23 protein-coding genes are annotated in these 23,771 nt (G+C 63.0%); 11 read left to right on the top strand and 12 right to left on the bottom strand.

Annotated features, from left to right (window positions below):
* The first annotated feature begins 61 nt into the window (after nt 1–61).
* Both DDE20_RS08510 and DDE20_RS08505 read left to right on the top strand, forming a co-directional pair.
* A complete protein-coding gene (locus DDE20_RS08510) occupies nt 62–979 on the top strand; it encodes a DMT family transporter (protein ID WP_240607934.1) in 918 nt (305 codons plus the stop codon).
* 288 nt (nt 980–1,267) lie between these two features.
* Nucleotides 1,268–2,020, top strand: coding sequence for a Hint domain-containing protein (locus DDE20_RS08505; protein WP_116558058.1), 753 nt, complete (start codon nt 1,268–1,270; stop codon nt 2,018–2,020).
* A 1,137-nt stretch (nt 2,021–3,157) separates the two neighbouring features.
* Here the strand turns inward: DDE20_RS08505 and DDE20_RS08500 are convergent.
* The 10 genes from DDE20_RS08500 to DDE20_RS08460 form a co-directional block, all read right to left on the bottom strand.
* Nucleotides 3,158–5,350 carry a 3-hydroxyacyl-CoA dehydrogenase NAD-binding domain-containing protein gene (locus tag DDE20_RS08500; protein ID WP_116558057.1) on the bottom strand — a complete coding sequence of 731 codons (2,193 nt, stop codon included), beginning with the start codon at nt 5,348–5,350 and terminating at the stop codon, nt 3,158–3,160.
* Nucleotides 5,347–5,859: a cupin domain-containing protein gene (locus DDE20_RS08495; protein WP_116558056.1), complete on the bottom strand. Its 513-nt coding sequence runs from the start codon at nt 5,857–5,859 to the stop codon at nt 5,347–5,349. The genes DDE20_RS08500 and DDE20_RS08495 overlap by 4 nt, the downstream gene beginning before the upstream one ends.
* Nucleotides 5,859–7,070: an acetyl-CoA C-acetyltransferase gene (locus tag DDE20_RS08490; RefSeq protein ID WP_116558055.1), complete on the bottom strand. Its 1,212-nt coding sequence runs from the start codon at nt 7,068–7,070 to the stop codon at nt 5,859–5,861. The genes DDE20_RS08495 and DDE20_RS08490 overlap by 1 nt, the downstream gene beginning before the upstream one ends.
* A gap of 10 nt (nt 7,071–7,080) precedes the next feature.
* A complete protein-coding gene (locus DDE20_RS08485) occupies nt 7,081–7,719 on the bottom strand; it encodes a glutathione S-transferase family protein (protein ID WP_116558054.1) in 639 nt (212 codons plus the stop codon).
* A complete protein-coding gene (locus DDE20_RS18885; protein ID WP_133240330.1) occupies nt 7,716–7,997 on the bottom strand; it encodes a hypothetical protein in 282 nt (93 codons plus the stop codon). Before DDE20_RS18885 ends, DDE20_RS08485 begins: the two co-directional genes overlap by 4 nt.
* Nucleotides 7,994–9,151: an acyl-CoA dehydrogenase family protein gene (locus tag DDE20_RS08480; RefSeq protein WP_116558053.1), complete on the bottom strand. Its 1,158-nt coding sequence runs from the start codon at nt 9,149–9,151 to the stop codon at nt 7,994–7,996. The genes DDE20_RS18885 and DDE20_RS08480 overlap by 4 nt, the downstream gene beginning before the upstream one ends.
* A gap of 54 nt (nt 9,152–9,205) precedes the next feature.
* Nucleotides 9,206–9,418 (bottom strand): hypothetical protein, encoded by a 213-nt coding sequence (locus DDE20_RS08475; protein ID WP_116558052.1) that lies wholly within the window; start codon nt 9,416–9,418, stop codon nt 9,206–9,208.
* Nucleotides 9,419–9,497: 79 nt separating this feature from the next.
* Nucleotides 9,498–11,276: an acyl-CoA dehydrogenase C-terminal domain-containing protein gene (locus DDE20_RS08470; protein WP_116558051.1), complete on the bottom strand. Its 1,779-nt coding sequence runs from the start codon at nt 11,274–11,276 to the stop codon at nt 9,498–9,500.
* Nucleotides 11,277–11,428: 152 nt separating this feature from the next.
* Nucleotides 11,429–11,821 carry a MerR family transcriptional regulator gene (locus tag DDE20_RS08465; protein ID WP_116558050.1) on the bottom strand — a complete coding sequence of 131 codons (393 nt, stop codon included), beginning with the start codon at nt 11,819–11,821 and terminating at the stop codon, nt 11,429–11,431.
* An 862-nt stretch (nt 11,822–12,683) separates the two neighbouring features.
* A complete protein-coding gene (locus DDE20_RS08460; RefSeq protein WP_116558049.1) occupies nt 12,684–13,064 on the bottom strand; it encodes a MerR family transcriptional regulator in 381 nt (126 codons plus the stop codon).
* Nucleotides 13,065–13,308: 244 nt separating this feature from the next.
* Here DDE20_RS08460 and DDE20_RS08455 point away from each other — a divergent pair, with 244 nt between their 5' ends.
* The 4 genes from DDE20_RS08455 to DDE20_RS08440 are packed head-to-tail and all read left to right on the top strand — an operon-like array spanning nt 13,309 to nt 16,271.
* The gene (locus DDE20_RS08455; RefSeq protein ID WP_116558048.1) at nt 13,309–13,773 is read left to right on the top strand and encodes a PaaI family thioesterase; all 465 of its coding nucleotides are present in this window, start codon (nt 13,309–13,311) and stop codon (nt 13,771–13,773) included.
* The gene (locus DDE20_RS08450; RefSeq protein ID WP_116558047.1) at nt 13,770–14,315 is read left to right on the top strand and encodes a PaaI family thioesterase; all 546 of its coding nucleotides are present in this window, start codon (nt 13,770–13,772) and stop codon (nt 14,313–14,315) included. Before DDE20_RS08455 ends, DDE20_RS08450 begins: the two co-directional genes overlap by 4 nt.
* 2 nt (nt 14,316–14,317) lie before the next feature.
* Nucleotides 14,318–15,625: an MATE family efflux transporter gene (locus DDE20_RS08445; RefSeq protein ID WP_116558046.1), complete on the top strand. Its 1,308-nt coding sequence runs from the start codon at nt 14,318–14,320 to the stop codon at nt 15,623–15,625.
* A 10-nt stretch (nt 15,626–15,635) separates the two neighbouring features.
* Complete coding sequence (locus DDE20_RS08440) at nt 15,636–16,271, top strand: hypothetical protein (protein ID WP_240607932.1); 636 nt, start codon at nt 15,636–15,638, stop codon at nt 16,269–16,271.
* A gap of 88 nt (nt 16,272–16,359) precedes the next feature.
* Here the strand turns inward: DDE20_RS08440 and DDE20_RS08435 are convergent, their stop codons facing one another.
* Both DDE20_RS08435 and DDE20_RS08430 read right to left on the bottom strand, forming a co-directional pair.
* Nucleotides 16,360–17,889, bottom strand: coding sequence for an RNA-directed DNA polymerase (locus DDE20_RS08435; protein ID WP_133240329.1), 1,530 nt, complete (start codon nt 17,887–17,889; stop codon nt 16,360–16,362).
* 332 nt (nt 17,890–18,221) lie between these two features.
* Nucleotides 18,222–18,866, bottom strand: coding sequence for a DsbA family oxidoreductase (locus DDE20_RS08430; protein WP_116558044.1), 645 nt, complete (start codon nt 18,864–18,866; stop codon nt 18,222–18,224).
* A gap of 589 nt (nt 18,867–19,455) precedes the next feature.
* Between DDE20_RS08430 and ybgC the strand changes: the two genes are divergently transcribed.
* The 5 genes from ybgC (at nt 19,456) to tolB (ending at nt 23,732) form a co-directional block, all read left to right on the top strand.
* Complete coding sequence (ybgC, locus tag DDE20_RS08425; RefSeq protein WP_116558043.1) at nt 19,456–19,860, top strand: tol-pal system-associated acyl-CoA thioesterase; 405 nt, start codon at nt 19,456–19,458, stop codon at nt 19,858–19,860.
* Between the two features lie 115 nt (nt 19,861–19,975).
* Nucleotides 19,976–20,671, top strand: coding sequence for a protein TolQ (gene tolQ, locus DDE20_RS08420; RefSeq protein ID WP_116558042.1), 696 nt, complete (start codon nt 19,976–19,978; stop codon nt 20,669–20,671).
* Nucleotides 20,672–20,673: 2 nt separating this feature from the next.
* Complete coding sequence (gene tolR / locus DDE20_RS08415; protein WP_116558041.1) at nt 20,674–21,150, top strand: protein TolR; 477 nt, start codon at nt 20,674–20,676, stop codon at nt 21,148–21,150.
* Between the two features lie 3 nt (nt 21,151–21,153).
* Nucleotides 21,154–22,410, top strand: coding sequence for a hypothetical protein (locus DDE20_RS08410; RefSeq protein ID WP_116558040.1), 1,257 nt, complete (start codon nt 21,154–21,156; stop codon nt 22,408–22,410).
* Entirely contained in the window at nt 22,407–23,732 is a 1,326-nt protein-coding gene (gene tolB / locus DDE20_RS08405; protein WP_116558039.1) for a Tol-Pal system beta propeller repeat protein TolB, read from the top strand. Before DDE20_RS08410 ends, tolB begins: the two co-directional genes overlap by 4 nt.
* Nucleotides 23,733–23,771: the final 39 nt, after the last annotated feature.

Below are 23,771 nucleotides of genomic sequence, written 5' to 3'. Positions count from 1 at the left end.
CAGTGACTTGTCTGCTCCGCATAGTGGCGGCAGTTTCGCCGGTCGAAAAGGGGGAATGCGCATGAGCATGAGCATGACACAGGCAGGCAACCGCACCATGGCGGCAGCGCTTTGTATTCTGGGCTATGCGGTGTTGATCGGTTTTGTCGATAATTTCGTCCGCGAAATCGCCTTGATCGGCGGGCTCTGGCAGTTCCAGCTGATGCGCTCCCTGATGGCCGCCGCGATGATGGGGCTCTTGGCGCTGCCTCTGGCGCTGCGCTTGCGGCCGGTGAATTTTCGCGCGGTGGCGGCGCGCTCCTTGGCGCATGGCACCGGCATCCTGATCTATTTCGGCAGCCTCGGCTTTCTCAGCGTCGCACAGGCTTCGGCAGGGCTTTTCGCGGCGCCGATCTTCGTGCTGCTGCTGGCGCGCTTCTACGGCCACCGCATCGGCATGGCGCGTTTGCTGGCGGCGCTGGTCGGGTTTGTCGGCGTCCTCATGGTGCTGCAACCCGGCGCGCAATCCGATCTCGACTGGCGCTCTCTGGTGCCGCTGGCCGCGGGCGCCTTTTATGCGCTGGGCAATGTCGCCACCCGCGAATGGTGCGCGCAGGAAAGCGCCGCGACGCTGACACTGGGGTTCTTCATCGTGCTCGGCCTCGCCGGAGTGCTGGGCCTCGCGGTGCTGGCAATCCTCGCGCCGCCGGTCCCCGAGGGCGCCGCCGGTTTCCTCACCCGTGGCTGGCTCTGGCCCGGCCCCGCGTTTCTCGGCTGGACGCTATTGCAGGCCGTTGGCTCGATGCTGGCGATCGCGCTACTGGTCACCGGCTACCAGATCGCCGAGGCCAGCCGCGTGACGATCTTTGAATACGTGCTGCTGCCGGTGGTCGCCGGTTGGAGCTATCTGCTCTGGCAAGAACCCCTGTCGCTCAGCGCCGCCATCGGCATCGTGCTGATCATCGGCGCCGGCGCCCTGATGGTCTTGCGCAGCCGCTGAGTCTCTTGCTGCGGCTCGCCCCTGAGTCGCGGCCAGACCGCTGCCACCCCCGCGAGTCGGGAAACGATATCCTGTATTCGCGATGTTTGTTCGCGCAGCGGGGTCAATTGTGGCAACAACCGCGCAGATCCTGCCGATCTCGGGGCTCATCGCCGCAATATGGCGGCTTTGCGGTGCGCGGCGCGGGGATTACCTACAATTCTCCGCAAACTTATCAACACTTCGCCATCGCGCCGCAGTTCTATGGACCCATCAAGCACATGTGGGTGCTTTTAAAGGGGACAGAAAATGTTGCACAGTTGGGTAAGCACGTCGAACAATCGCAAAGACACTCTGCCGTATTCCTTCTCGGGGCGCGGGGATCTCTGGTCGGTGCAGACCGTCGGAGACAGCGGTCCGATGGCGGCGGGGCGCGAGATCGCCTCGATTGCCAGCGGTCTGATCGCCGGCACGATGGTCGCCACCGAGCTTGGCTGGCAGCGGGTCGAGGACCTGCGCAGCGGCGACCGTGTGGTGACCTTTGACAACGGCATGCGGCCGCTGAAAACCGTGCAGATCAGCACCCTCTGGACTGCCGAATCCGCCGCCCCCCGCGGGCTTTGGCCGCTGGAAGTGCCGGCCAAGGCGCTGGGCAACCGCGAGGCGATCCGCCTGCTGCCCGATCAGGCGGTGCTGATCGAAAGCGACGAGGCCGAGGCGCTATATGGCGATCCCTTCATGATGGTGAAGGCCAATGTGCTGGAAGGCTATAACGCGATCACCCGCGTGCCGCCGATGCGCGAGATGAAGATCGTCACGCTGGTGTTCGAGGGGGACGAGGTGGTCTATGCCAGCGGCACCACCTTGGTGCATTGCCCGAACGAGCAGGGCGAGATGGTGCATAGCGCCGAGGAAATGATGCTCACCGGCGGCAAGGTGCACTATCAGCAGCTCACCGACCGGCAGGCGCGGCGCCTGATCGACGCGATGCACGGCGCTGATCTCGCCGATCTCCTCGACCTGTCGGATCTCTCCGACCTCGGGGCGCTCTCGACCATCTGACCGCAGCCCCGACACCGGCAGCCCCAACACCGGCACCAGCCCAAGCGCGCCACGGCCCGCAACAGCCACGCGCCCTCGGGTGACCCCAATCCACGCCGCATCCCAAGGGTGCGGCGTTTACTTGTCCTCGCCCACATCAATCACCTCAGGCCCGTGCCCCCCACGGGCCGCGCCCGACCCTCCCCATGGGAGGGCGCCCCGGCGATGTCCCTCACTGCACAACCAGCATCACTGCTTCCCAGCGCAACACCCCGCTCAACAGGCATCTGCGCCCACCCAGTGTCGGGCGCGTCCCTTTTCGTTCATTGCCGGTCTAGAAGGGCGGAAAACGGGCCATGGACCTGCACAGATTTTTTAACGTTTTCTGATAGGGAAAGCCTCGAAAAAAGGAGTGACCCCACATCAATCATCCGTCAGGCCCGTGGGCACCACGGGCCGCGCCCGACCCTCCCCATGGGAGGGCGCCTCGTCGATGCCCTCCGCCGCTCGAACGACATCAGTGCTTTCCAGCGCAGCACCCCGTTCAACAGGCATATGCGCCCACCCAGGGTCAGGCGCGTCCCTTTTCGCACATTGGCGGTCTAGAAGGGCGGAAACCGGGCCATGGACCTGCGCGGATTTCTTAACGCCTTCTGATACGGAAAGCCTCGAACAAGGGAGTGACCCCACATCCCAACCCCCAGGCCCGTGGAAACCACGGGCCGCGCCCGACCCTCCCCACGGGAGGGCGCCTTGGCGATGTCCTTCACCGTGCAACCGACATCACTGTTTTCCAGCGCCACCCCCAGTTCAACAGGCACCGGCGCCCACCCAGGGCCGGGCGCGTCCCGTTTCGCTGTGGAACCAGCTAGCCCAGCCCGCCCCGCACGGGGCCAGCCCGGGTCGCGCCCGACACTGGGTGGGCGCTCCCAGCCTCGCCACTGCGCGCTGTGCTCAAAAGCATCCATGTCGGTTGAGCCTTACATAACATCGCCATGCGCCCTCCCGGGGGGAGGGTCGGGCGCGGCCCGGGCTGACGCCCGCGCCAAGGCTGAGAAACCGAGCAGATAAAGCGCCCCCTCCGCGCCTCGCCCCCACAAAAAACGCCCGCCCCGAAACCTCGGGACGGGCGCAAATCGCCAGCGTCGGGCCCAGCCCTTACGCCGCTTTCACCTTCTGGCCGTAAAACGTCGCACCACTCGCGGCCATCTCGCGCATCGATTGCGTCGCCTTGAACCGCGGACCGAACTCCGCCTCCAACCCGTCGCAAATCTCCACCGCGCGCTTGAGCCCGATGATATCCAGCCAGCTGAACGGCCCGCCCGACCAGGGCGCAAAGCCCCAGCCAAGGATCGCGCCGACATCACCCTCGCGGATGTCCTCCAGCACGCCCTCATCCAGCGCCCGCACCGCTTCCAGCACCTGCGCCATCATCAGCCGGTGTTTCACCTGATCCAGCTCGGGCTGGTCCTCGGCACGGGGGAATTTATCGCCCAGACCCGACCAATAGCCCTGCCGCTTGCCCTTCTCGTCATAGTCAAAGAAACCGGCGTTGGATTTGCGCCCCAGACGGCCCTCATCGACCATCCAGAACACCACCTCATCGACCGCATCATCGGGGTAGTCATTGCCCATCGCCGCCTTGGTGGCCTTGGCGATCTTGGCGCCCAGATCCAGCGAGGTCTCATCGACCAGCTGCAGCGGCCCGACCGGAAAGCCCAGAAGGCGCGCGGCATTATCGACCAGCGGCGGCGCGACACCCTCGGCGACCATCCGCATGCCCTCGTTGATATAGGGAATGATGCAGCGGTTGGCGTAGAAGAACCGCGCGTCATTGACCACAATCGGGGTCTTGCGGATCTGGCGCACATAATCGAGCGATTTCGCCACCGCGCGTTCGCCGGTCTGCGCGCCCTTGATGATCTCGACCAAGAGCATCTTGTCCACCGGACTAAAGAAGTGGATGCCGATGAACTGCTCGGGGCGGCTGGAGGCTTCGGCCAGCGAGGTGATCGGCAGGGTCGAGGTGTTCGACGCGAAAATCGCCGTCTCCGGGATCACTGCCTCGGCTTTCGCGGTCACATCCGCTTTCACCTTCGGGTCCTCGAACACCGCCTCGATGATCAGATCGCACCCCTCAAGATCGGCATAATCCGCCGTGGTCGTGATCTGGCCCAGCAATGCCGCTTTCTTCTCCTCGGTCGAGCGCCCGCGCTTGATCGCCTTGTCGAGAATGCCGGTGGAATAGGCTTTGCCCTTCTCCGCCGACTCCACGCTGCTGTCCAACAGCACCACCTCGATCCCCGCCGCGGCCGAGACATAGGCGATCCCTGCGCCCATCATGCCCGCGCCCAAGACGCCGACCTTTTTCACCCGCTCATCCGGCACATCGGGACGGTTCGCGCCCTTCTCCAGCGCGCCTTTGTTGACGAACAGGCTGCGGATCATCGCGCTCGACGAGGGGTTCATCAGCACATGGGTGAACCAGCGCGCCTCGACTTTCAGGGCGGTGTCGAACGGCACCTGCAAGCCCTCATAGACCGCGCTCAACAGCGCCTTGGCCGCCGGATAAGCGCCCCAGGTGTTGGCATGCACCATCGCCGAAGCGCCGACAAAAGTCGGAAAGCCCGCAGGGTGGTAAGGCGTGCCACCGGGCACTTTATAGCCCTTTTTGTCCCAGCCCTTGACCAGATCGGCGTCGCTGGCACCCAAGACCCATTCTTTGGCCTTGGCCAGCAACTCATCAGCCGGGACCACCTCGTCAATCACGCCCGCGGCCTTGGCTTTGGCCGGGGCCAGCGCCTTACCCTCCAAGAGCAGCGGCGCCGCCGCCATCGCGCCCAGCTTCCACGACAAGCGCGTGGTGCCACCGGCGCCGGGGAAGATCCCGACCTTGATCTCGGGCAGACCAATCCGCGCCTTGGGGTTGTCGGCGGCGAAAATCCGGTGACAGGCCAGCGGGATTTCCAAGCCAATGCCCATCGCGGTGCCGGGCAGGGCGGCGGCAATCGGCTTGCCGCCTTTCTGGGTCTTGCGGTCCATACCGGCAAGCTCGATCTTGCGCAGCAGCGCATGCATCGACATCACCCCGTCAAACAGGCCTTTGGCCGGATTGTCGCCCGCATCCTCGCGCATTTTGGCAAGGATGTTCAGGTCCATACCACCGGCGAAATCGGGCTTGGCCGAGGTGATCACCACGCCTTTCACGGCGTCATCGGCCAGCGCCTTGTCGATCCCGTCTTCAAGCTCTTGCAGCCCCTCAAAGGACATCACGTTCATCGACTTCTCGGGCACGTCCCAAGTGATGATCGCAACGCCGTCAGCGTCCACTTTGTAATGCAGTTCGGTCATTTGCTGTCTCCTTTCGGCGCGATCCCGCTGGCGGCCAGATCTCTGGGTCCGCTCCAATCGCTGCCGTCGTGATAGGTGAACCGGGCTTTGCCGCCCGAGATGTGAATTTTCATATCGACATCGCCGTAGGTCGCTTCCTCTTCCTCGGCCTTCGAGCCGACGATCAGAAAGCTGGCGGGCGCCTGCGAGCGGTTGATGAAACGGTGCGCATCCGGCACGCCCGCCTGCCACGCGGCGCAATCGCCCGCGCGCATCACCGTCTCGCCCGCGTCTTCGACCAGCACCAATTCGCCGGTCAGAACCATGGCGAATTCATCCTCGCGCAGATGCCAGTGCCGCAGGGAAGCGGGCGCACCCGCCTCCAGATGCACGATATTGACGCCAAACTGGGTCAATCCGGCATGCTCGCCCAACCGCTGCGACCGCCGTCCGGCCATCTGGCCGTTATAGGGCTCGGGGTAAATCGAGCCGGTCTTTACGGGTGCCGCGTTGATGTCGATTTTCGGCATCAGATGCGCTCGATGATCGTCGCCGCACCCATGCCCGAGCCGATGCACAGCGTCGCGAGACCGGTGCCCTTGCCGGTGCGCTCCAACTCGTCGAGCAGCGTGCCAAGGATGATCGCGCCAGTCGCGCCCAAGGGGTGGCCCATGGCAATCGAGCCGCCGTTCACGTTGACCTTGTTATGGTCAACGCCAAACGCCTGCTCGAAACGCATCACCACCGAGGCGAAGGCCTCATTGACCTCGAACAGATCAATATCATCAATCGACATGCCGCTCTCGCGCAAGATCTTTTCGGTCACCGGAACCGGACCGGTCAGCATGATCGTCGGATCGGTGCCGATCTTGGCGGTGGCACGAATGCGCGCGCGCGGGGTCAGCCCGTATTTCTCGCCGAATTCCTTATTGCCGATCAGGATCGCTGCCGCCCCATCGACAATTCCGCTAGAGTTCCCCGCATGGTGGATATGGTTAATCCGCTCCAGCTCGGGGTATTTCATCAACGCGATCTTGTCGAACCCGGGCATCACCTCGCCCATATCCTTGAACGAAGGCTTCAGCGCGCCAAGGCTCTGCATATCGGTCTGCGGGCGCATGAATTCGTCATGGTCGAGGATGGTCAACCCGTTGATATCCTTGACCGGAACCACGGTCTTGTCGAAATGGCCGGCCTTCCAAGCCGCCGCCGCGCGCTTCTGGCTCTCCACCGCCATCGCATCGGCCTGATCACGGGTGAACCCGAATTTGGTGGCGATGATATCGGCGCTGATCCCCTGCGGGACGAAGTAATTGTCAATCGCAATCGAGGGATCCACCGCAATCGCGCCGCCATCGGTGCCCATCGGCACGCGGCTCATACATTCGACACCGCCCGCAACATAGGCCATGCCGGCGCCGCCGCGCACTTGGTTGGCGGCCATATTCACCGCTTCCAGACCCGAGGCGCAGAACCGGTTGACGCTGACGCCGGGCACGGATTCGTCGAATTCGGAGGCCAGAACCGCGGTCCGCGCGAGGCACGCGCCCTGTTCGCCGATCTGGGTGACATTGCCCCAGATCACATCCTCGATCGCGCGGGTGTCCAGATCATTGCGATCCTTCAGCGCGTTCAACGCAATCGCCGAGAGCCGCGCGGCGGTGACCTCATGCAGGCTGCCATCCTTGCGGCCCTTGCCCCGCACAGTGCGCGCGGCGTCGTAAATATAGGCTTCAGTCATTGCTCTCTCCTTAGTCGGTTTGCCGGTCGGCAGGCGATCCGGGCATCATGTCATAGGGGGTTTTCCAACCGGGCAGGGCGGCGATATTGCCCAGCCAGCGGTCGATATTGGGCCAGTCTGCGCGGGCAAAGCCAAAGGGCTCGGGGTAGAAAAGATACCCGCAGCAGGCGCAATCGGCGATGGTCACAGCCTCGCCGACAATCCAGTCGCGCCCCGCCAGATGCGCATCCAGCGTCGCATAGGCGGCCTTCAGGCGGCCCTGCATAAATGCGATCACATCCGCCGAGCGTTTGTCCTCGGGGATGAAATTCATCAAGAACCGCGTCATCCCGGCCTGCGAGCTGAGCTTGTGGTTGTCCCAGAGCACCCAGCGCAGGACTTCTTCCTCTTCGCCCGCCGCGCCGCCCAGATTGCCGGTGGCTTTGACGATGTGATACTGGATCGCGCCGGACTGGCTGAGCGTGGTATCGCCATCGACCAGCACCGGCGCCTCGCCCATCACATTGAGCGCGCGAAACTCCGGCGAGCGGGTCTCGCCAGCAAAGAAATCGACGAACCGCGGTTCCCAGTCATAGCCCGCCAGCGTCGCGGTCAGCGCCGCCTTATAGGCGTTCCCCGATTCGCCGAAACAATAGAGGGTTGCAGTCATGCGCCTGTCCTTTCAGCGGTGTTTCCAGTGGAGATGTGGGATTTTGAGTATTTTTGGCAAGATGAAGCCGCATGGTGAATATTTGTTAACCAAGCGCCCCTAGAGTCAGGGGTGCGGTACAGGCTGGAGAGCCGATGACCGTGCAAGGTGAAGCCGCCCGTCAGTGATGACCCGGTCACAACCGGCGAGCCGGCGGGCGCGCTTCTACCGGCTTCATCTTGCCATAAATACTCATTCTTCTGGACCGCCGCCGCAAAGGGGCGCTGTTGCTGGCTCATAGCGCCCTCCCGATCAGGTCTTTCATAATCTCGTTGGTGCCGCCGTAAATCCGCTGCACGCGGGCATCGGTCCACATTTCCGCGACTTCAGTCTCCTGCATGAACCCGTAGCCGCCGTGCAATTGCAGACAGTCATCCAGCACTTTGCCCTGCAGATCACTCAGCCAGTATTTGCACATCGCCGCCATCTCGACGCTGAGCGCGCCGTTCAGATGCGCGGTGATGTAACTGTCCAGAAACGCCCGCGCCACCACCGCATTGGTCTTGCATTCAGCCAGCGTGAAGCGGGTCGCCTGAAAGTCGATCACCGGCTTGCCGAAAGCCTCGCGCTCCTTGCAATAGGCAATGGTGCGCTCCACCGCGCCCTCGATGGCGCCGACCGCGCCGCAGCCGATGATCAGCCGCTCCTGCGGCAGTTGCGCCATCATCTGGGCGAATCCCTGCCCCTCAATGCCGCCGAGCAGCGCCTCTGGCGGCAGCGCGACATTGTCAAAGAACAATTCCGAAGTATCCGCTGCTTTCAACCCGATCTTCTCAAGGTTGCGGCCCCGCGCAAAGCCCTCTGCGCCCTCGGTCTCGACCACCATCAGCGACAGGCCTTTGGCACGGCTTTCAGGGTCGGTTTTCGCCGCGACGATGATCAGATCAGCGTGCTGGCCGTTGGTGATAAAGGTTTTCTGCCCGCTCAGCCGATAGAGGTTGCCGTCTTTCACCGCGCGGGTTTTCAGCCCCTGCAGATCCGATCCCGCCCCGGGTTCGGTCATCGCAATCGCGCCGACCATCTCGCCGCTGGCCAGTCTCGGCAACCAGCGCTGTTTCTGCGCCTCGCTGCCGTAAGCAAGGATGTAATGCGCGACGATGCCCGAATGCACACCGTTGCCCCAGCTCGCCAGATTGGCCCGCGCCGCCTCAAGGGTGATCACCGCCTCATGGCCGAAATCACCACCGGCACCGCCGTAAGCCTCGGGGATCGAGGCGCAGAGCAGCCCGACCTCGCCCGCCGCCTGCCATGTGCTGCGGTCCATCTGCCCCTGCGCCCGCCAGCGCGCGCCCTGCGGCACCCATTCCTCATGGAAAAACCGGCGCGCCATCTCGCCGAGCATCGCATGCTCCTCCGTCATCCACGGCGGGGTGGTCAGCGGCAAGTCAGTCATTTGCGGCTCCTCCCAAAGCGCGTGTCGCGGGTCGTCTCAGGCGGGTTGCGGCGCTCACCGTTTGCGCGCCTCGAGTTCCGAATTGAACAACCGCAGCCGGTGGCTGAGGTTCTCGTGATGGGTCACACTGTCGAAATTCTCGAACAGAAACGACAGCGCCTCACCCTCGTCGAGCCCCGCCTCGCTGGCGAAACGTTTCAGCCGACGATAGCCGTCTTCGGTCATCGCGCAAGGGAAACGGCGGGTCAGGCGCAGGCGTTTGGGCATGAAAACTCCCGTGAGTTAGCAGCGGGTGAGCAGGCGATACGGGGGCGGGCCAGCCAGCAGCCCGCCCCCGCAGTCAGTCTTAGAACTGGTCTTCGTCCAGCGCCATCACCGGCTCGGCGCCCGACATGATCCGCGCCAGATGCATGCCGGTGGCGGGCAGGTGGCGGGCCATATAATAGCGCCCGGTTTTCAGCTTCGTCTCGTGGAACTTAACGTCAGAGGTGCCGTTTTCCAGTGCCTCGCTGCTCGCCTTCGCCATCAGCGCCCACATATAGCCAAGGCAGACATGGCCGAACATATGCATGAAATCGGTCGAACCGGCGAGCGCGGCATTGGGGTTTTTCATCCCGTTCTGCATGAAATACATCATCGCCGCCTGCAGGTCCTTGGAGCCCGCTTTCAAAGGCTCAAGGAAGCCGTCTTTCAGCGCCTCATTGCCCTCGTTCTCCTTGATGAAACCCTTGATCATCTCGAAAAACGCCATCGCCGGTTTGCCACCATCGGCGGCCAGCTTGCGGCCGACCAGATCGAGCGCCTGCACGCCGTTGGCGCCCTCATAGATCATCGCAATCCGCGCATCGCGCACATACTGCGACATGCCGGATTCCTCGATATAGCCGTGGCCGCCGTAGATCTGCTGGGCCTGCACGGTCATCTCGAAACCCTTGTCGGTCTGGAACCCTTTGATCACCGGCGTCAGCAAGGAGATCAGCCCCTCGGCCTCTTTGTCGCCGAGCCGGTGGCCGCGGTCCAACAGATGCGCGCCCCAATAAGTAAAGGCCCGCGCGCCCTCGATAAACGACTTCTGGTCCATCAGGTTGCGGCGGATATCGGGATGCACGATCAGCGGGTCGGCGGGGCCTTCGGGGTTCTCGGCACCGGTGACGGCACGGCCCTGCAGACGGTCGCGGGCGTAATCGACGGCGTTCTGATAGGCGATCTCGGCCATCGCATAGCCCTGCAGGCCAACGCCGACGCGGGCCTCGTTCATCATCACGAACATCGCTCGCATACCCTTGTGCAACTCGCCGACCAGATAGCCATTGGCCTCGTCGAAATTCATCACGCAGGTGGCATTGCCGTGGATGCCCATTTTCTCTTCGACCTTGCCGACCGAAACACCGTTGCTGGCGCCCAGAGAGCCGTCCTCCTTGACGTTGATCTTCGGCACAATGAACAGGCTGATGCCCTTGGTGCCCTCACCACCGCCCGGCGCTTTCGCCAGCACCAGATGGATGACGTTCTCGGCCAGATCATGATCGCCCGCCGAGATGAAAATCTTCTGGCCGGTGATCTTGTAGCTGCCGTCATCCTGCGGCACGGCTTTGGTGCGGATCAGCCCCAGATCGGTGCCGCAATGGGGCTCGGTCAGGTTCATCGTGCCGGTCCATTCCAGCGAGACCATTTTCGGCAGATAGGTGGCCTTTTGCTCGGGCGTGGCATGGGCCAAGAGCGCGTTGATCGCGCCATGGGTCAGGCCCTGATACATGTTGAAGGCCATATTGCCCGACATCAGCACTTCGCCAACCGAGATCCCCATCACATAGGGCAGGTTCTGGCCGCCGAATTCCTCGGGCAGATCGAGCCCGTTCCAGCCGCCTTCCTTGACCTTTTCAAAGGCGTCCTTAAAGCCGGTGGGCGTGTAGACGACGCCGTTTTCCAAGCGGCAGCCCTCGGTGTCGCCAATGGCGTTCAGCGGCTCCAACACCTCGGTGGCCAGTTTTCCGGCCTCTTCAAAGATCGCATTGGTGAATTCGGGCTCCAGCTCGTCATAGCCGGGAATGTCGAGGCCATTGGCCTTGAGCACATCATGAAGGATGAACTGCATGTCTTTGACGGGGGCGATATAGCGGGTCATGGATATCTCCTGGCGGGTGCCGGCGGGGCGGCGTTGTTCGGTAAATCTGGCGTCGAAACTCGGTCGAAGGGCCGGCCTCTGCGCCCCTGTCTGCGGGGGCCATGCGGCTGGCGGGCGTTGAGTGGCGGGCGTTGGCTGGCGGGCCTCAGGCTTTAGGCAGCGGGGCGGCGGAAGGCGGTCATCATCTCGGCGCCCTGCTCAAGCTGTTCGCGCAATTCCTCAATCGCTTCGTTCAACTCGTCGCGCTGGCGTTCCATCTGCGCGAGCCGTTCACGCGCCGCCTCATAGGTGCGGGTCAGCTGTTCTTCTTGCGCGTCGCCACGGTCATAAAGGTTCAATAGCTGGCGCATTTCTTCCAGCGCAAAGCCAAAGCGCTTGCCGCGCAGGATCAGCTTGAGCCGCCCGCGGTCGCGCCGGTCATAGAGCCGTTTCTGGCCGTTCCGGCGCGGGAAAATCAACTCTTTGGCTTCGTAAAAGCGCAGCGTGCGCGGCGTCACATCGAACGCGTCACACATCTGGCGGATGGTCATCAGGTCGTCTTCCATTCTTACCTCGCACAGCACAGCAGTCGGTTCGCTTAGCTTTATGTAACGCGTATGAATAGAAAATGAAGAGTGCTTTACGTTAACGTAAGCTCGACGTTGCGTCACAAACGGGCAAAGGCAGGCGCGACAGAGCAGGTCTTGAACCCGCAGGGAGGGTTGCGTCGCAAGCGGGGGCCCCGCGCTGTGTTTTGCATAATATGCTGCCACGAGGCTCTGCGGTCTAGCGTTACGCCCCGTTGGTCTGCCGCCCCGCGCGGAATCAAGGCGAAGCCGCCGCGCATCGCCAGACCGCCCCCCGGGCTGGCGATCTGGATGCCGTATGCGCGTTGCTCGATCTGTGCTCGGATTTTGCCACCATAAACCGCGCTGTTCTGCGGTAGGGTTCGCCACCCCGCGGTCTGCCGCTGCGCTGTGTTGCGCTTGATGTGGTGCCATGAGGTTCTGCGGCCAAGCGTTACGCTTCGTTGGTCTGCCGCCCCTGCGCGGAATCAAGGCGTTAGCCGCCGCGCATCGTCCCGTCGACCCGGCAGGTGATTTTCTCAAAATCACCGAGAGGGGGGACCGCCCCTCGGGCTGGCGATCCGGTTGATGTATGCGCGCCGCTTGGATGTTATGCGGATTTTGCCACCATAAAGCTCGCTGTTCTGCGGTAGGGCTCGCCACCCCGCGGTCTGGCGATGCGCTCTGTTGCGCTTATTGAGGTGCCATGCGGTCTGGCGATACGCTGTGTTGCGCTTATTGAGGTGCCATGCGGTCTGGCGATACGCTCTGTTGCGCTTATTGTGGTGCCATGAAGCCCCGCGGTCAGGCGCTGCGCTCTGTCGCGCTTGAATGCCACCCCGCCCCCCAGCGCGGCATCCGCTCAGACCTCCGCCTCGGTGGCCAGTTCCGCGGCCTCCTCGCGCAGCGATTTCAGGTCCTCGATGGTCACCGCCAGTTCCGCATATTGCCGTTCCAGTTCCACCAGCTGCCGGTCCGCCATCTCGACAAAGGCGGACATCTGCCCGGCATTGCCCTTGGTCTCATACATCAACAGCCACTGGCGCAATTCCTCCAGCGTAAAGCCGAACCGACGCCCGCGCAGGATCAGCGTCATACGGGCGATTTCACGCGCACCGTAGAACCGGTTGCGGCCCTCTTTCTCGGGTTTGAGCAGCTCGATATATTCGTAATACCGCAAGGTTCTGGGCGTCACGTCGAACTTTGCGCACATGTCTTTGAAAGAGAGTAATTGCTCGCTCATCGCGGTTCTGCCGGCCTCCGTCTGGGCTGAATTACCTCAACGTAAGCCGCCGCCGCGGCAGGCGCAACCATTGCCTTTTACACAGGTGAAATGCCACATAGCCTTGCGCGCGCGGGCAACTGCAGCGACAGTCGGCGCCACCAGAACTGCCATCCAACACGGCACCCGTCCTGCCACGCCCCCTGCCACCATAGCTGCCCGCCACATCTCGCCGAGACAACCGCCCAAGGATATCTGACCGACCATGGCCGACATTTCCCCCGCTCAACAATTCATCGCCGCGATCCCCCATGCCAAGGCGCTGGGCCTGCAACTCGAAGAGATCGGCGACAGCAAGGCGGTGATCTCGATGCCATGGGCGCCGCATCTGGTCGGTGACCCCGCCACCGGGGTTATCGCGGGCGGCGCGGTCTCGGCGCTGCTGGATACCTGCTGTGGCGCGGCGGTGATGTCGCATCCCGGCGCCAAGGGCACCGCCACGCTGGACCTGCGCATCGACTATATGCGCGCCGCCACACCGGGGCAGCGAATCACCGCGCGGGCCGAGTGTTTCCACGCCACCCGCTCGGTCGCCTTTGTCCGCGCCACCGCTCATGACGAGGACAGCGGATTGCCGGTCGCCACCGCGCAGGGCGCCTTCACCATGGAGGGCAATGCCAAAAAGCCCAAAGTCGAGGGCAAACCCGCCAAATCGGAGGGCACAGCATGAGAGGCGCCAAACCCGAGCCGGTGCAGGTGATCAAACAACGCCGCGACACCGCCCTGCGCAATCTGGTCGCGGGCATCCCCTATATCAACTTTCTCGGCATCCAGTTCGACCGCAGGGGCGATGAACTCACCGCCGTTCTGCCGTTCCAAGACAAGCTGATCGGCAACCCCTTCCTGCCCGCGATCCACGGCGGCGTCACCTCGGCCTTTCTCGAGGTCACCGCAGTGATCGAACTCTCCTGGTCGATCCTCTGGGAGGAGATGGAGCAAGGCACGCTCGATCCGCGCAAACTCGACGCCGCGCATCTGCCGCGCCTGCCCAAGACGATTGATTTCACCGTCGATTACCTGCGCTCAGGCCTGCCGCGTGACGCCTATGCGCGGGCGCGGATCAACCGCTCGGGGCGGCGCTATGCCTCGGTGCATGTCGAGGCCTGGCAGGACAACCGCGCGCGGCTCTTCGCCCAGGCCACCGGCCATTTCCTGCTGCCCAGCCGCGACGACCCCACCGCGCCGACCCCCGCGCCGACCCCCGAGGCCTAGGCTTGACCCAGATCGCCCCCCAATTGACCCACGCCCGCGTGCTGCGCATTGCCCTGCCGATCGTCGCGGCCAATGTCACCGTGCCGCTCTTGGGCCTCGTCGATACCGCCGTCGTCGGCCAATTGGGCGAGGCCGCGCCAATCGGCGCCGTTGGCCTCGGCGCCGTGATCCTGACCTCGGTCTACTGGATCTTCGGCTTTCTGCGCATGGGCACCACCGGCCTCGCCGCGCAGGCCCACGGCGCCGGAGACCATGACGAATCCGGTGCGATCCTCAAACGCGGGCTCTTGGTTGCCGCAGCGGCGGGCGCGCTGCTGATCACCCTGCAAATCCCCTTCACCTGGGCCGCCTTCCAACTCGCCCCCGCCAGCGCCGAGGTGGAGTCCCTCACCGCCGAATATCTGGCGATCCGCATCTGGGGCGCACCGGCGATCATCGCCACCTATGCGCTCAGCGGCTGGCTGATCGCGCTCGAACGCACCCGCGCTGTCCTCGCCCTGCAAGTGGTGATGAACGGGCTCAATATCACCCTCGATATCCTCTTTGTCCTCGGCCTCGGCTGGGGCGTCGCCGGGGTCGCAGGCGCCACGCTGATCGCCGAGATCGCCGGTGCCACATTCGGCCTCTGGCTCTGCCGCGATGCCCTGCGCCGCACCGCCGCGCGGATATTTGACGCGCTGAGGCTGCGCCGCATGGCCTCGGTCAACGGCGATATCATGGTGCGCTCGGTGCTCTTGCAGGCCAGTTTCACCAGCTTCCTGTTCCTCTCGGCGGGGCAGGGCGACACGCAACTGGCCGCCAATCAGGTGCTCTTGCAGTTCCTCACCCTGATGGCCTTCCTGCTCGACGGCTTTGCCTTCGCCGCCGAAACCCTCGTCGGCCAGGCCGTGGGCGCCCGCCGCATTCCTGCCTTTCGCCGCGCCGTGCACCTTGCCTCGATCTGGTCGCTCGGCGGCGCGCTGATCATGACGCTGGGCTTTTTGCTGCTCGGCGGCACCATCATCGACACGCTCACCACCGCGCCCGAGGTCCGCTCTGCCGCCCGCGCCTTCCTGATCTGGGCCGCGCTCTCGCCGCTGTTTGGTGTCGCCAGCTTTATGCTCGACGGTATCTTCATCGGCGCCACCCGCACCCATGATATGCGCAACGCGATGATTGTCGCGGTCGCGGGCTATGCGGCGGCGCTCTACCTCTTCTTGCCCTTGGGCAATCATGGGCTATGGGCGGCGATGTTTGTGCTGTATGTGTTGCGCGCCCTGACGCTCGGGGCGCTCTATCCGCGACTACTCCGATCCCTAGACGACGCTTGACCGAGGCCGCATGACCACGCCCACAACCGACCTGACGCCCGACGCCATCCAGTCCCTGTTCACCCGCGCTGACGGCAGCTTTCTGTTTGCCCGCTGGGGCCGCCCGATTGTGCCGATTGTCTTTGGCACCGACGATGCGACACTGGCCACGGTCAAGGGCGCGATCGAGGCGGTGGTGCTGCTGGCGGGCCACCAGATGGCCGAGCATGACCCCGAGCTGGGCGTCAACCTGATGGTGTTCTTCTTTCGCGACTGGGACGAGCTGCTGGATGTCCGCGATCTTGACCGTCTGGTCGAGGGCCTCGCCGCCACCGTCGCGCGGCTCAAAGAGGGGAATGCCAGCCAATACCGCGCCTTCCGCTTTGACGAGGACGGGGCGATCAAAGCGGCCTTTGTCTTTGTGCGGATGGACGCGCAGATGTCCGCGCTGCCCGCCGCCGATATCGCGCTGATGCAGGCGGTGCAGGTGATCCTCCTATGGTCCGACACCGCCTTTGCTGAGCGCGCGCCCCTGGTCCGCGCCGGCGACACCGCCGTGTTGCACCCCGACATCGCCGCCCTGATCGCGGCAGGCTACGACCGCGTGCTGCCACCGGTGGCACGGGACGCGAGCCACGCGTTGAGGTTGTTTGCGCGGTTGGTGTGAGGGGGGAGTTCGCCAAGAGAGAGCTAACGCTTAGTCACCTGATGAGATGTTTCCATTCGAAACAATTAGATATGCCCGAAGAGTGCAGCTATATCGAAGAGGCAATGAGAGAGTTGATTTCAGAATGGCCGCGCCACGCTTTCTTCATTGCGGACTTATCCGCCCCAACAAAAAATTGTCCTGAATACAGTATGGCGGCTTTGATATAAGGCGAAGTGTTGTCATACATTTCCCGAACACTTCTCTTGTCTTGCACCCGTCCGAATTTGGCAACAAATATTGCCGCTATCGCTCGTGTGGGGTCCCCAATACGACCATCCTGAAGCCAATTTAGAGCATGCTGGACTGTAGAGTTTTCGACGGTTTCGCAAGACATTACTCCAGCCAGATAGTACATCCGTTGGTAGTCTAAATGGAATCCGTTTGCGCGTATCAGTCTCTCTATTCGTTCTCTTACCTCTACATGTTTTTTCGCGAAGTGATTTAGATAAGAAAAGTAGTGCCTTGTAAGATGGGGGCGTTCGGCAAGCCCAGAGAAAGCCCTTTCAATTCCATATTCATCTCCAACTGAGCGCAAATATGGCAAGCAGAAACGATCAATTTTTTCTTGAAGGTCTGGGGTCTCGGCTTGATAATCTAGGAGTGCACGGACAGCTATTAGCTCATCGTCCAAGCCGTCGTTCATCGCCACCTCTAGTTCGTCTGAATTTATCCAGTCGCCTTGAAATCCATAGCCGCCTTGTTCAACCAAATCCTTCGCGTCCGCTATCTCTGCTCTTGCTGTGTCAAACAATGTATCAATTTCTTTTTGCTCGAAAAGGAGTGTGCGCGATTCAACGATTTTCGTTTTTGTTGGATTGAGATTGAGACCAACTTTTCTTAACTTCTCAATCAGTGTATTGAGAAATATTTTGACCTCAAGCTCGGTTTCGAAGCCGATATAGATGTCATCAACGTAGCGTGCAGACGGCAAGCCTTTCAGCGCGCATAGTCCGTCGATGTCCGTCAAGTAAAAATTGCCGAGTACATCTGATGGGAAAACTCCTTGAATAATACCTTGGGAAACACTTTGTTTGAAACTTGTGAGAGTTTTTTCCAACAGTCGAACTGACTCGGCTCTGCACCCGCTTCCTTCCAAAGCGTTGATCAGTGGATGTTGAGGAAGGGTCTCAAAGAAATTTGCGACATCGCATTGAAGAATGAAGGGGCGTTCTCCACAAATTTGTTCGACTCTTTGTTGAAATGCATTCCAAGCATCGAAAGATGGTGCGAAGAGGCGCTGATCTTCGCCTGATGGTACGTGGCTGAACGTTCTACCCCTGTCCATTTGAGCTTCCAATTGAGGGAGTATATCTTCGACAAGTCCCTGGTACAGAAGCCGGTCTTGAGGAAGCAAGATGCTTCCTGGGCGGGAAAGGATGCCTTGCTTGGGTACGCTCATTTGGATCGGAAGCTGAGGCTCATAAACGCCCGCGCCGAGCGCCGAGGAGAGTTGTTGCTTCAACTCTTCGCTCTTTTCGCGAAAGATGATGTCAAAGTGCGGAGCGAGTATGAAATCTGAACGATTATCGACAATGATATTCTGGACAGCTTTGGCCCAGTCGATATCATCAATCACTTTTTTGTCTAATCCGGGCACTTTTCAATACACTCTCTATGCGGTTTGATCTTCTTTTCGATCCTTTCCGAACAATGACAAATAATAACAGCTTTAGAAAGTCGATGTTGCCACGCTTTTCACCCTAATTGGGTTTTGCCTGATTGTCCGGTATATGGTGCCGTCGCTTTGCTGCCTTGGTTCACCTAACCTAGGTCCGTTCTGGGCCGACAGTATCGCCACACCTCCGGCTCTCTCCAACACCCAAAAACCCTTAACAAACCCCTAATCCAACAAGCCAACCCCTTGATATCACTCGTCCCGCACCCTGTCCCACGCGCGGGACGGCCCCCTCAGGCCGCCCGCATATCAACCAGCTGCTGGAGGATATTCGCGTAATTCTCCTCCCCCTGCGCGCCGGTCACCAGATGCTGCCGTTCAAAAACCATCGCCGGCACCCCCTGAATGCCGCGGCTGGTCCAGAATTGCTGGTTTTCGCGCACCGATTCCGCCCGCTCGCCGCTTTCCAGCACCGCCCGCGCCGCCGCATTCTCCAGCCCGACCTCGCCGGCCTTTTCCTCCAGCACCTCGATATCCGAGACATCCAGTTGCTGCTCGAAATAGGCACTGAGGAGCGCCAGCTTCAGCTCATGTTTCTTGCCCTGCGCCGCCGCCCAATCCATCAATTGATGCGCCTTGAAGGTGTTCACCATGCGGCTTTGGTCGGAGTAATTGAATGCGAACCCCAGCCCCGCGCCAAACCCGGCCAGCCGCTCGCGGGTCTGCACCGAATCCGCCGCCGAACTGCCGTATTTGCGCGCCAGATGCTCGCCAAGGTTCTCGCCCTCGGGCGCCATATCGGGGTTCAATTCAAACGGATGCCAATGCACCTCGATCGGAATGCCGCTGGCTTTCGAGGCCTTTTCCAACTGTAGATATCCGATGGCGCACCAGGGGCAGACCACATCCGAGACAATATCAACGCTGATCGGGGTCATCGCGACCTCCCTTTGTTACTTTATCTTGTCGCCGCCTAGCAAATCCGCCCAGCCGCGACGATGGCAGCGGCGGAACCCGCCGTCACAATTCCTTGCAGTGCCCCTCAGATATACCCCCACCCGCGACATTCCACCCCCCTGGCGCGCGACCCCCACCGACCACAGTAATGCGCAGCCCCTCGTTGCAGCCCTCTTACCCGGCCCACCCACGGGCCGCGCCCGACCCTCCCCCCCGGGAGGGCGCCTTGGCGACGTCCGTCACCGCGCATCCGGCATCTATGCTTCCAAACGCCCCGCATCGCGGCAACGGCAGCGGCGCCCACCCAGAGTCCGGCGCGTCCCTTCGCGCTGCCAACCCACCCCTCAGGCCCGTGGCACCCACGGGCCGCGCCCGACCCTCCCCATGGGAGGGCGCATCGGCGATGCCCTTCACCGCCCGAACGACGCCAATGCTTCCAAGCACACCGCATCGTGGCAAGGCCGGATCGCCCACCCAGGGTCAGGCGCGTCCCTGCGCGTCCGCCACCCCGATTGCCAGCCCAATCACTTCCCCCTAACCTGCCGCCGCATCCCAACCCGAAGGCGCCTTATGACCCATCATTTCCCCGTCACCGTCTATTACGAAGACACCGATATGGGCGGCATCGTCTACCACGCGAACTACCTCAAATTCATCGAGCGCGCCCGTTCCGACTGGGTCCGCGCGCTGGGCATCGACCAGAACGCCCTGCGCGATGCCGGCACCGTGTTCGCCGTTCACCGGATCGAGGCCGATTTCCTCGCCCCCGCGCGGCTGGACGAGCAGCTACAGGTCCGCACCCATGCCGCGCAGGTCTCACCCGCGCGGCTGGTGCTGGTGCAGCAGGTCTGGCGCGCCGAAACCTGCCTATTCAAGGCCCGCGCCACGCTGGTGGCGATGTCGCTGGACGGGCGTCCGCGCCGCCTGCCGCCAGAACTGGCTCAAATCACTGTCATACTCGGCGGAAAACCGTAACATTCGCGTGGGAAGCTTGGCGTCGGGCTTGGAATGTGGATAGAATCGCGGCAGATGAGCGCAACAGGCACCAACGCCACAATCGACGCCCACCAAAGAGCAGGACCTAGGCCCTATGGATACCGCCACGCTGGCGAATGCTGCCGATATTGATTTCTCGCTGCTAGCGCTGTTCATGCGCGCGACCTTCACCGTGAAGCTGGTGATGATCCTGCTGATCGCGGCCTCTTTCTGGTCGTGGGGGATCATCATTCAAAAGCATCTCACCTTCCGCCGCGCCCGCGCGCAGGCCGCTGAATTCGACACCGCCTTCTGGTCCGGTGAGCCTCTGGATGAGCTTTACGCCCGTATTGGCGGCGCGCCCAGCAGCGGGCCGGAGCGGGTGTTTTCCGCCGGTATGGCCGAATGGCAACGCTCGCATCGGCAGGACGGCGCGCTGATCCCCGGCACGCCGCAGCGTATCGACCGCTCGATGGATGTGGCGATTGACCGCGAGGCGCGGGGGCTGAACGCGGGGCTGACCTTCCTCGCCTCGGTCGGCTCGGCCAGCCCCTTCATCGGCCTCTTCGGCACCGTCTGGGGCATCAAGAACGCCTTTGAGGAGATCGCCTTGGCGCAATCGACCAACCTCGCCGTCGTCGCCCCCGGCATCGCCGAGGCGCTGCTGGCCACCGGACTCGGCCTCCTCGCGGCGATCCCGGCGACGATCTTTTACAACAAACTGTCCGACGACAGCGACACTATCGCCAGCGGCTACGAGCAATTCGCCGATGAATTCGGTACCCTCCTGTCGCGCAATCTGGACGCCTGATCATGGGGGCACAGGCAATCCGCAGACAATCGGGATCGGGCACGCGGCGGCGCCGTCGCGGGCAGGCCAAACGCATGTCGGAAATCAACGTCACACCCTTTGTCGATGTGATGCTGGTGCTCCTGATCATCTTTATGGTCGCGGCACCGATGCTCACCGTTGGTGTGCCGGTGGAACTGCCCGAATCCGCCGCCGGAGCGCTGGCTGCCGAGCAAGAGGAACCCTTGGCGATCACCCTGACCGCCGATGGCCAGTTGCTGCTACAAACCACCGAAATCGCCGCCAATGAGCTGCTGCCGCGGCTGCAGGCGATTGCCGCCGAGCGGCAGGATACCCGTATCTTCCTGCGTGCTGACGGGGCGATCCCCTATGCGCGGGTGGCGGAATTGATGGGCGCGCTGAACGCCGGAGGCTTTCGCAACATCGGTCTGGTGACCGAGACAGGCGGCCCGACGTTCGGAGCCGGCACGGATCAATAACCCATGGCGGCAGTGGCGCATAACACTCTGAACAGCGGTCAAAAGCCGAATGTCTGGCAGCGGTTGAACACCGGCCAGAAGCTTTCGGCTGTGCTGCATATCGGGCTGATCCTCTGGGTGATGCTGTTCGATCTGTTCAACCGGCCCGAGGACCCGTTTGTCCCCGAGGTGACCGAGGTCGCGCTGCTTTCGGCGCAGGATTTCGAGCAGCTCATGCAGCCGCTAACGCCGCCGCCCGCCGCCGCACCCCAGCCGGAACCAACGCCTGAGCCAAGACCCGAGCCAAGGCCCGAACCGGCCCCAGAGCCTACACCCGCGCCGATTACCCCTCCGGCCGCGATCACACCGCCGCCGCCGGTCGAAACACCGCCCGCACCCGCCCCAACTCCGGCGCCTGAACCGGCACCGGAGCCTGCCCCGACACCTCCAGCCCCCGCGCCCGAGCCGCCTCAGGCTGCGGTGATCGCGCCCACGGTCACGCCGGACGCCAGTCTCACCCCGGTGCAGCGCCCCGCCGAGCGTGTCGCCCCCGAGGCCGCGCCGACGCCGGACCCGCAGATCACCATCGCGCCGCAGGATCAGGCCGCAGTGACCCCTGACGCCACCGCCACGGTCGAGGCCGAAGAGGCGCAGGAAGCCACCCAGCGCGAGGCCGCCGCCACCGAAACCGTCACCGAAGCGACGCGGATTTCCGAGACCGAACCGGCGCAGCGCACCGCCACCGCGCCCGAGGTCAGCCTGCGTCCGCGCCGCCGTCCGGCGCTGCCCGAACCGATCGCGGCCACCCCCGCCGCGCCCGCACCGACCCCCGCGTCCACACCGGAGCCAACACCCGAGCCGACTCCCGAGCCCACCCCGGCCCCCGAAGCCACCGCTTCAGCGATCGAGGACGCGCTTCTTCAGGCGCTGACCTCCGATCTGGGGGTTGATCCCGCACCCAGCCTCGCCGCCTCGGATATCGACGCGCTGCGGCTTAATATCGAAAGCTGCTGGAACGTCGGCATCCTCTCGACCGAGGCGCTGGGCGTGGTGGTGGAAATCGGCTTTGAAATGACCGCCGACGCGCGGCCCGTCGAATCCTCGATCCGGCTGGTCAACGCCCAAGGCGGCGGGCTCGCCGCACAGCAGGCCGCCTTTGACGCCGGGCGACAAGCGATCGTGCAATGTGGTATCAATGGCTACGGCCTGCCGCCGGACCTGTATGATCAATGGCGGTTTGTAGAGATTACCTTTAACCCAGCACGGATGATGACACGATGACCCAGATTTCCCGCCGCCCCGTGCTTGGTTTGCTGGCCGGTTTCGCCCTCGCGCCGAAACTCGCATTCGCCCAGCAAACCCCGCTGCGTATCGAGATCAACGAGGGCGTGATCGAGCCGGTGCCCTTCGCGGTGCCCGCTTTTGTCGCCGAGAATGGCGCTGGTTCCGAATATGCGACCTCGCTGGCGCAGGTGATTGCCGATAATCTCACCGGCACGGGCCTGTTACGCGAGATCCCGCAATCCTCGCATATCGGGCGAATCACCAGCTTTGACAGTCCGGTGCAATTCTCCGACTGGCGCACTATCAACGCCCGCGCGCTGGTCACCGGCGCGGTGCGGGTCAACGCCCAGCAGATCACGGTGAAATTCCGCCTGTTCGACGTGGTGACGGGCCAGCAGTTGGGCGACGGTCTGCAACTCGACGGGCGCACCGATGCCTGGCGGCGGATGGCGCACCGGGTCTCGGATCAGGTCTATCAGCGGCTCACCGGCGAGAGCGGTTATTTCGACAGCCGCGTGGTGTTTATCGCCGAATCGGGGCCGCGCACCAACCGCCGCAAACAGGTGGCGATCATGGATCAGGACGGCGCCAATACCCAATATCTGACCGATGGCACCTCGCTGGCCTTTGCGCCGCGGTTCTCGCCCACCGGCGACCGCATCCTGTTCACCAGCTACGAGACCGGCTTTCCGCGCATCTATCTGATGGATGTTGCCAGCCGTCGCCGTCAGGTGATCGGCGACCAGCCCGGCGAGATGACCTTTGCCCCGCGCTTTGCGCCTGACGGGCAATCGGTGGTCTATTCGCTCTCGGTGGGTGGCAGCACCGATCTTTATATGCTCAATCTGACCAGCGGCCAGCGTTGGCAGCTGACCCAGACCCAAGCCATTGATACTGCACCCAGTTTCGCGCCCGATGGCCAGCGGGTGATCTTTGAAAGCGACCGCTCGGGCAACTCGCAGCTCTATATCATGCCGGTGGCGGGCGGCGCGGCCGAGCGCGTCAGCCAGGGGCAGGGGCGCTATTCAACGCCGGTCTGGTCGCCGCGCGGCGATCTGGTGGCCTTTACCAAACAGCTTAACGGGCGGTTCCATATCGGCGTCATGCGCACCGATGGCTCGAATGAGCGGCTACTGACCGCCAGCTTCCTCGATGAAGGCCCGACATGGTCGCCTAATGGCCGCGTGATCATGTTCACCCGCGAAGAGGCGGGCGGCGATCCGGTGCTGATGACGGTCGATATCACCGGCCGCAACCTGCGCCGCGTGCCGACACCGGGACCGGCCTCGGACCCGTCATGGTCACCGCTGTTGCCGTGACCACCAACACGATGACCGCCCTTGCAGCAGTGGCCGGAA

Origin of the sequence: Pararhodobacter oceanensis, from assembly GCF_003076755.1 — a bacterium.
Classification (GTDB): Bacteria; Pseudomonadota; Alphaproteobacteria; order Rhodobacterales; family Rhodobacteraceae; genus Pararhodobacter; species Pararhodobacter oceanensis.
Note: the sequence above shows the minus strand (reverse complement) of the source record. Positions and strands in the feature narration are given on the sequence as shown.

Excerpts from the sequence above, each read along its gene's own strand:
- DDE20_RS08510 (WP_240607934.1), top strand. The coding sequence starts at position 62 with ATGAGCATGAGCATGACACAGGCAGGCAACCGCACCATGGCGGCAGCG.
- DDE20_RS08505 (WP_116558058.1), top strand. The coding sequence starts at position 1,268 with ATGTTGCACAGTTGGGTAAGCACGTCGAACAATCGCAAAGACACTCTG.
- DDE20_RS08500 (WP_116558057.1), bottom strand. The coding sequence starts at position 5,350 with ATGACCGAACTGCATTACAAAGTGGACGCTGACGGCGTTGCGATCATC.
- DDE20_RS08495 (WP_116558056.1), bottom strand. The coding sequence starts at position 5,859 with ATGCCGAAAATCGACATCAACGCGGCACCCGTAAAGACCGGCTCGATT.
- DDE20_RS08490 (WP_116558055.1), bottom strand. The coding sequence starts at position 7,070 with ATGACTGAAGCCTATATTTACGACGCCGCGCGCACTGTGCGGGGCAAG.
- DDE20_RS08485 (WP_116558054.1), bottom strand. The coding sequence starts at position 7,719 with ATGACTGCAACCCTCTATTGTTTCGGCGAATCGGGGAACGCCTATAAG.
- DDE20_RS18885 (WP_133240330.1), bottom strand. The coding sequence starts at position 7,997 with ATGAGCCAGCAACAGCGCCCCTTTGCGGCGGCGGTCCAGAAGAATGAG.
- DDE20_RS08480 (WP_116558053.1), bottom strand. The coding sequence starts at position 9,151 with ATGACTGACTTGCCGCTGACCACCCCGCCGTGGATGACGGAGGAGCAT.
- DDE20_RS08475 (WP_116558052.1), bottom strand. The coding sequence starts at position 9,418 with ATGCCCAAACGCCTGCGCCTGACCCGCCGTTTCCCTTGCGCGATGACC.
- DDE20_RS08470 (WP_116558051.1), bottom strand. The coding sequence starts at position 11,276 with ATGACCCGCTATATCGCCCCCGTCAAAGACATGCAGTTCATCCTTCAT.
- DDE20_RS08465 (WP_116558050.1), bottom strand. The coding sequence starts at position 11,821 with ATGGAAGACGACCTGATGACCATCCGCCAGATGTGTGACGCGTTCGAT.
- DDE20_RS08460 (WP_116558049.1), bottom strand. The coding sequence starts at position 13,064 with ATGAGCGAGCAATTACTCTCTTTCAAAGACATGTGCGCAAAGTTCGAC.
- DDE20_RS08455 (WP_116558048.1), top strand. The coding sequence starts at position 13,309 with ATGGCCGACATTTCCCCCGCTCAACAATTCATCGCCGCGATCCCCCAT.
- DDE20_RS08450 (WP_116558047.1), top strand. The coding sequence starts at position 13,770 with ATGAGAGGCGCCAAACCCGAGCCGGTGCAGGTGATCAAACAACGCCGC.
- DDE20_RS08440 (WP_240607932.1), top strand. The coding sequence starts at position 15,636 with ATGACCACGCCCACAACCGACCTGACGCCCGACGCCATCCAGTCCCTG.
- DDE20_RS08430 (WP_116558044.1), bottom strand. The coding sequence starts at position 18,866 with ATGACCCCGATCAGCGTTGATATTGTCTCGGATGTGGTCTGCCCCTGG.
- ybgC (WP_116558043.1), top strand. The coding sequence starts at position 19,456 with ATGACCCATCATTTCCCCGTCACCGTCTATTACGAAGACACCGATATG.
- tolQ (WP_116558042.1), top strand. The coding sequence starts at position 19,976 with ATGGATACCGCCACGCTGGCGAATGCTGCCGATATTGATTTCTCGCTG.
- tolR (WP_116558041.1), top strand. The coding sequence starts at position 20,674 with ATGGGGGCACAGGCAATCCGCAGACAATCGGGATCGGGCACGCGGCGG.
- DDE20_RS08410 (WP_116558040.1), top strand. The coding sequence starts at position 21,154 with ATGGCGGCAGTGGCGCATAACACTCTGAACAGCGGTCAAAAGCCGAAT.
- tolB (WP_116558039.1), top strand. The coding sequence starts at position 22,407 with ATGACCCAGATTTCCCGCCGCCCCGTGCTTGGTTTGCTGGCCGGTTTC.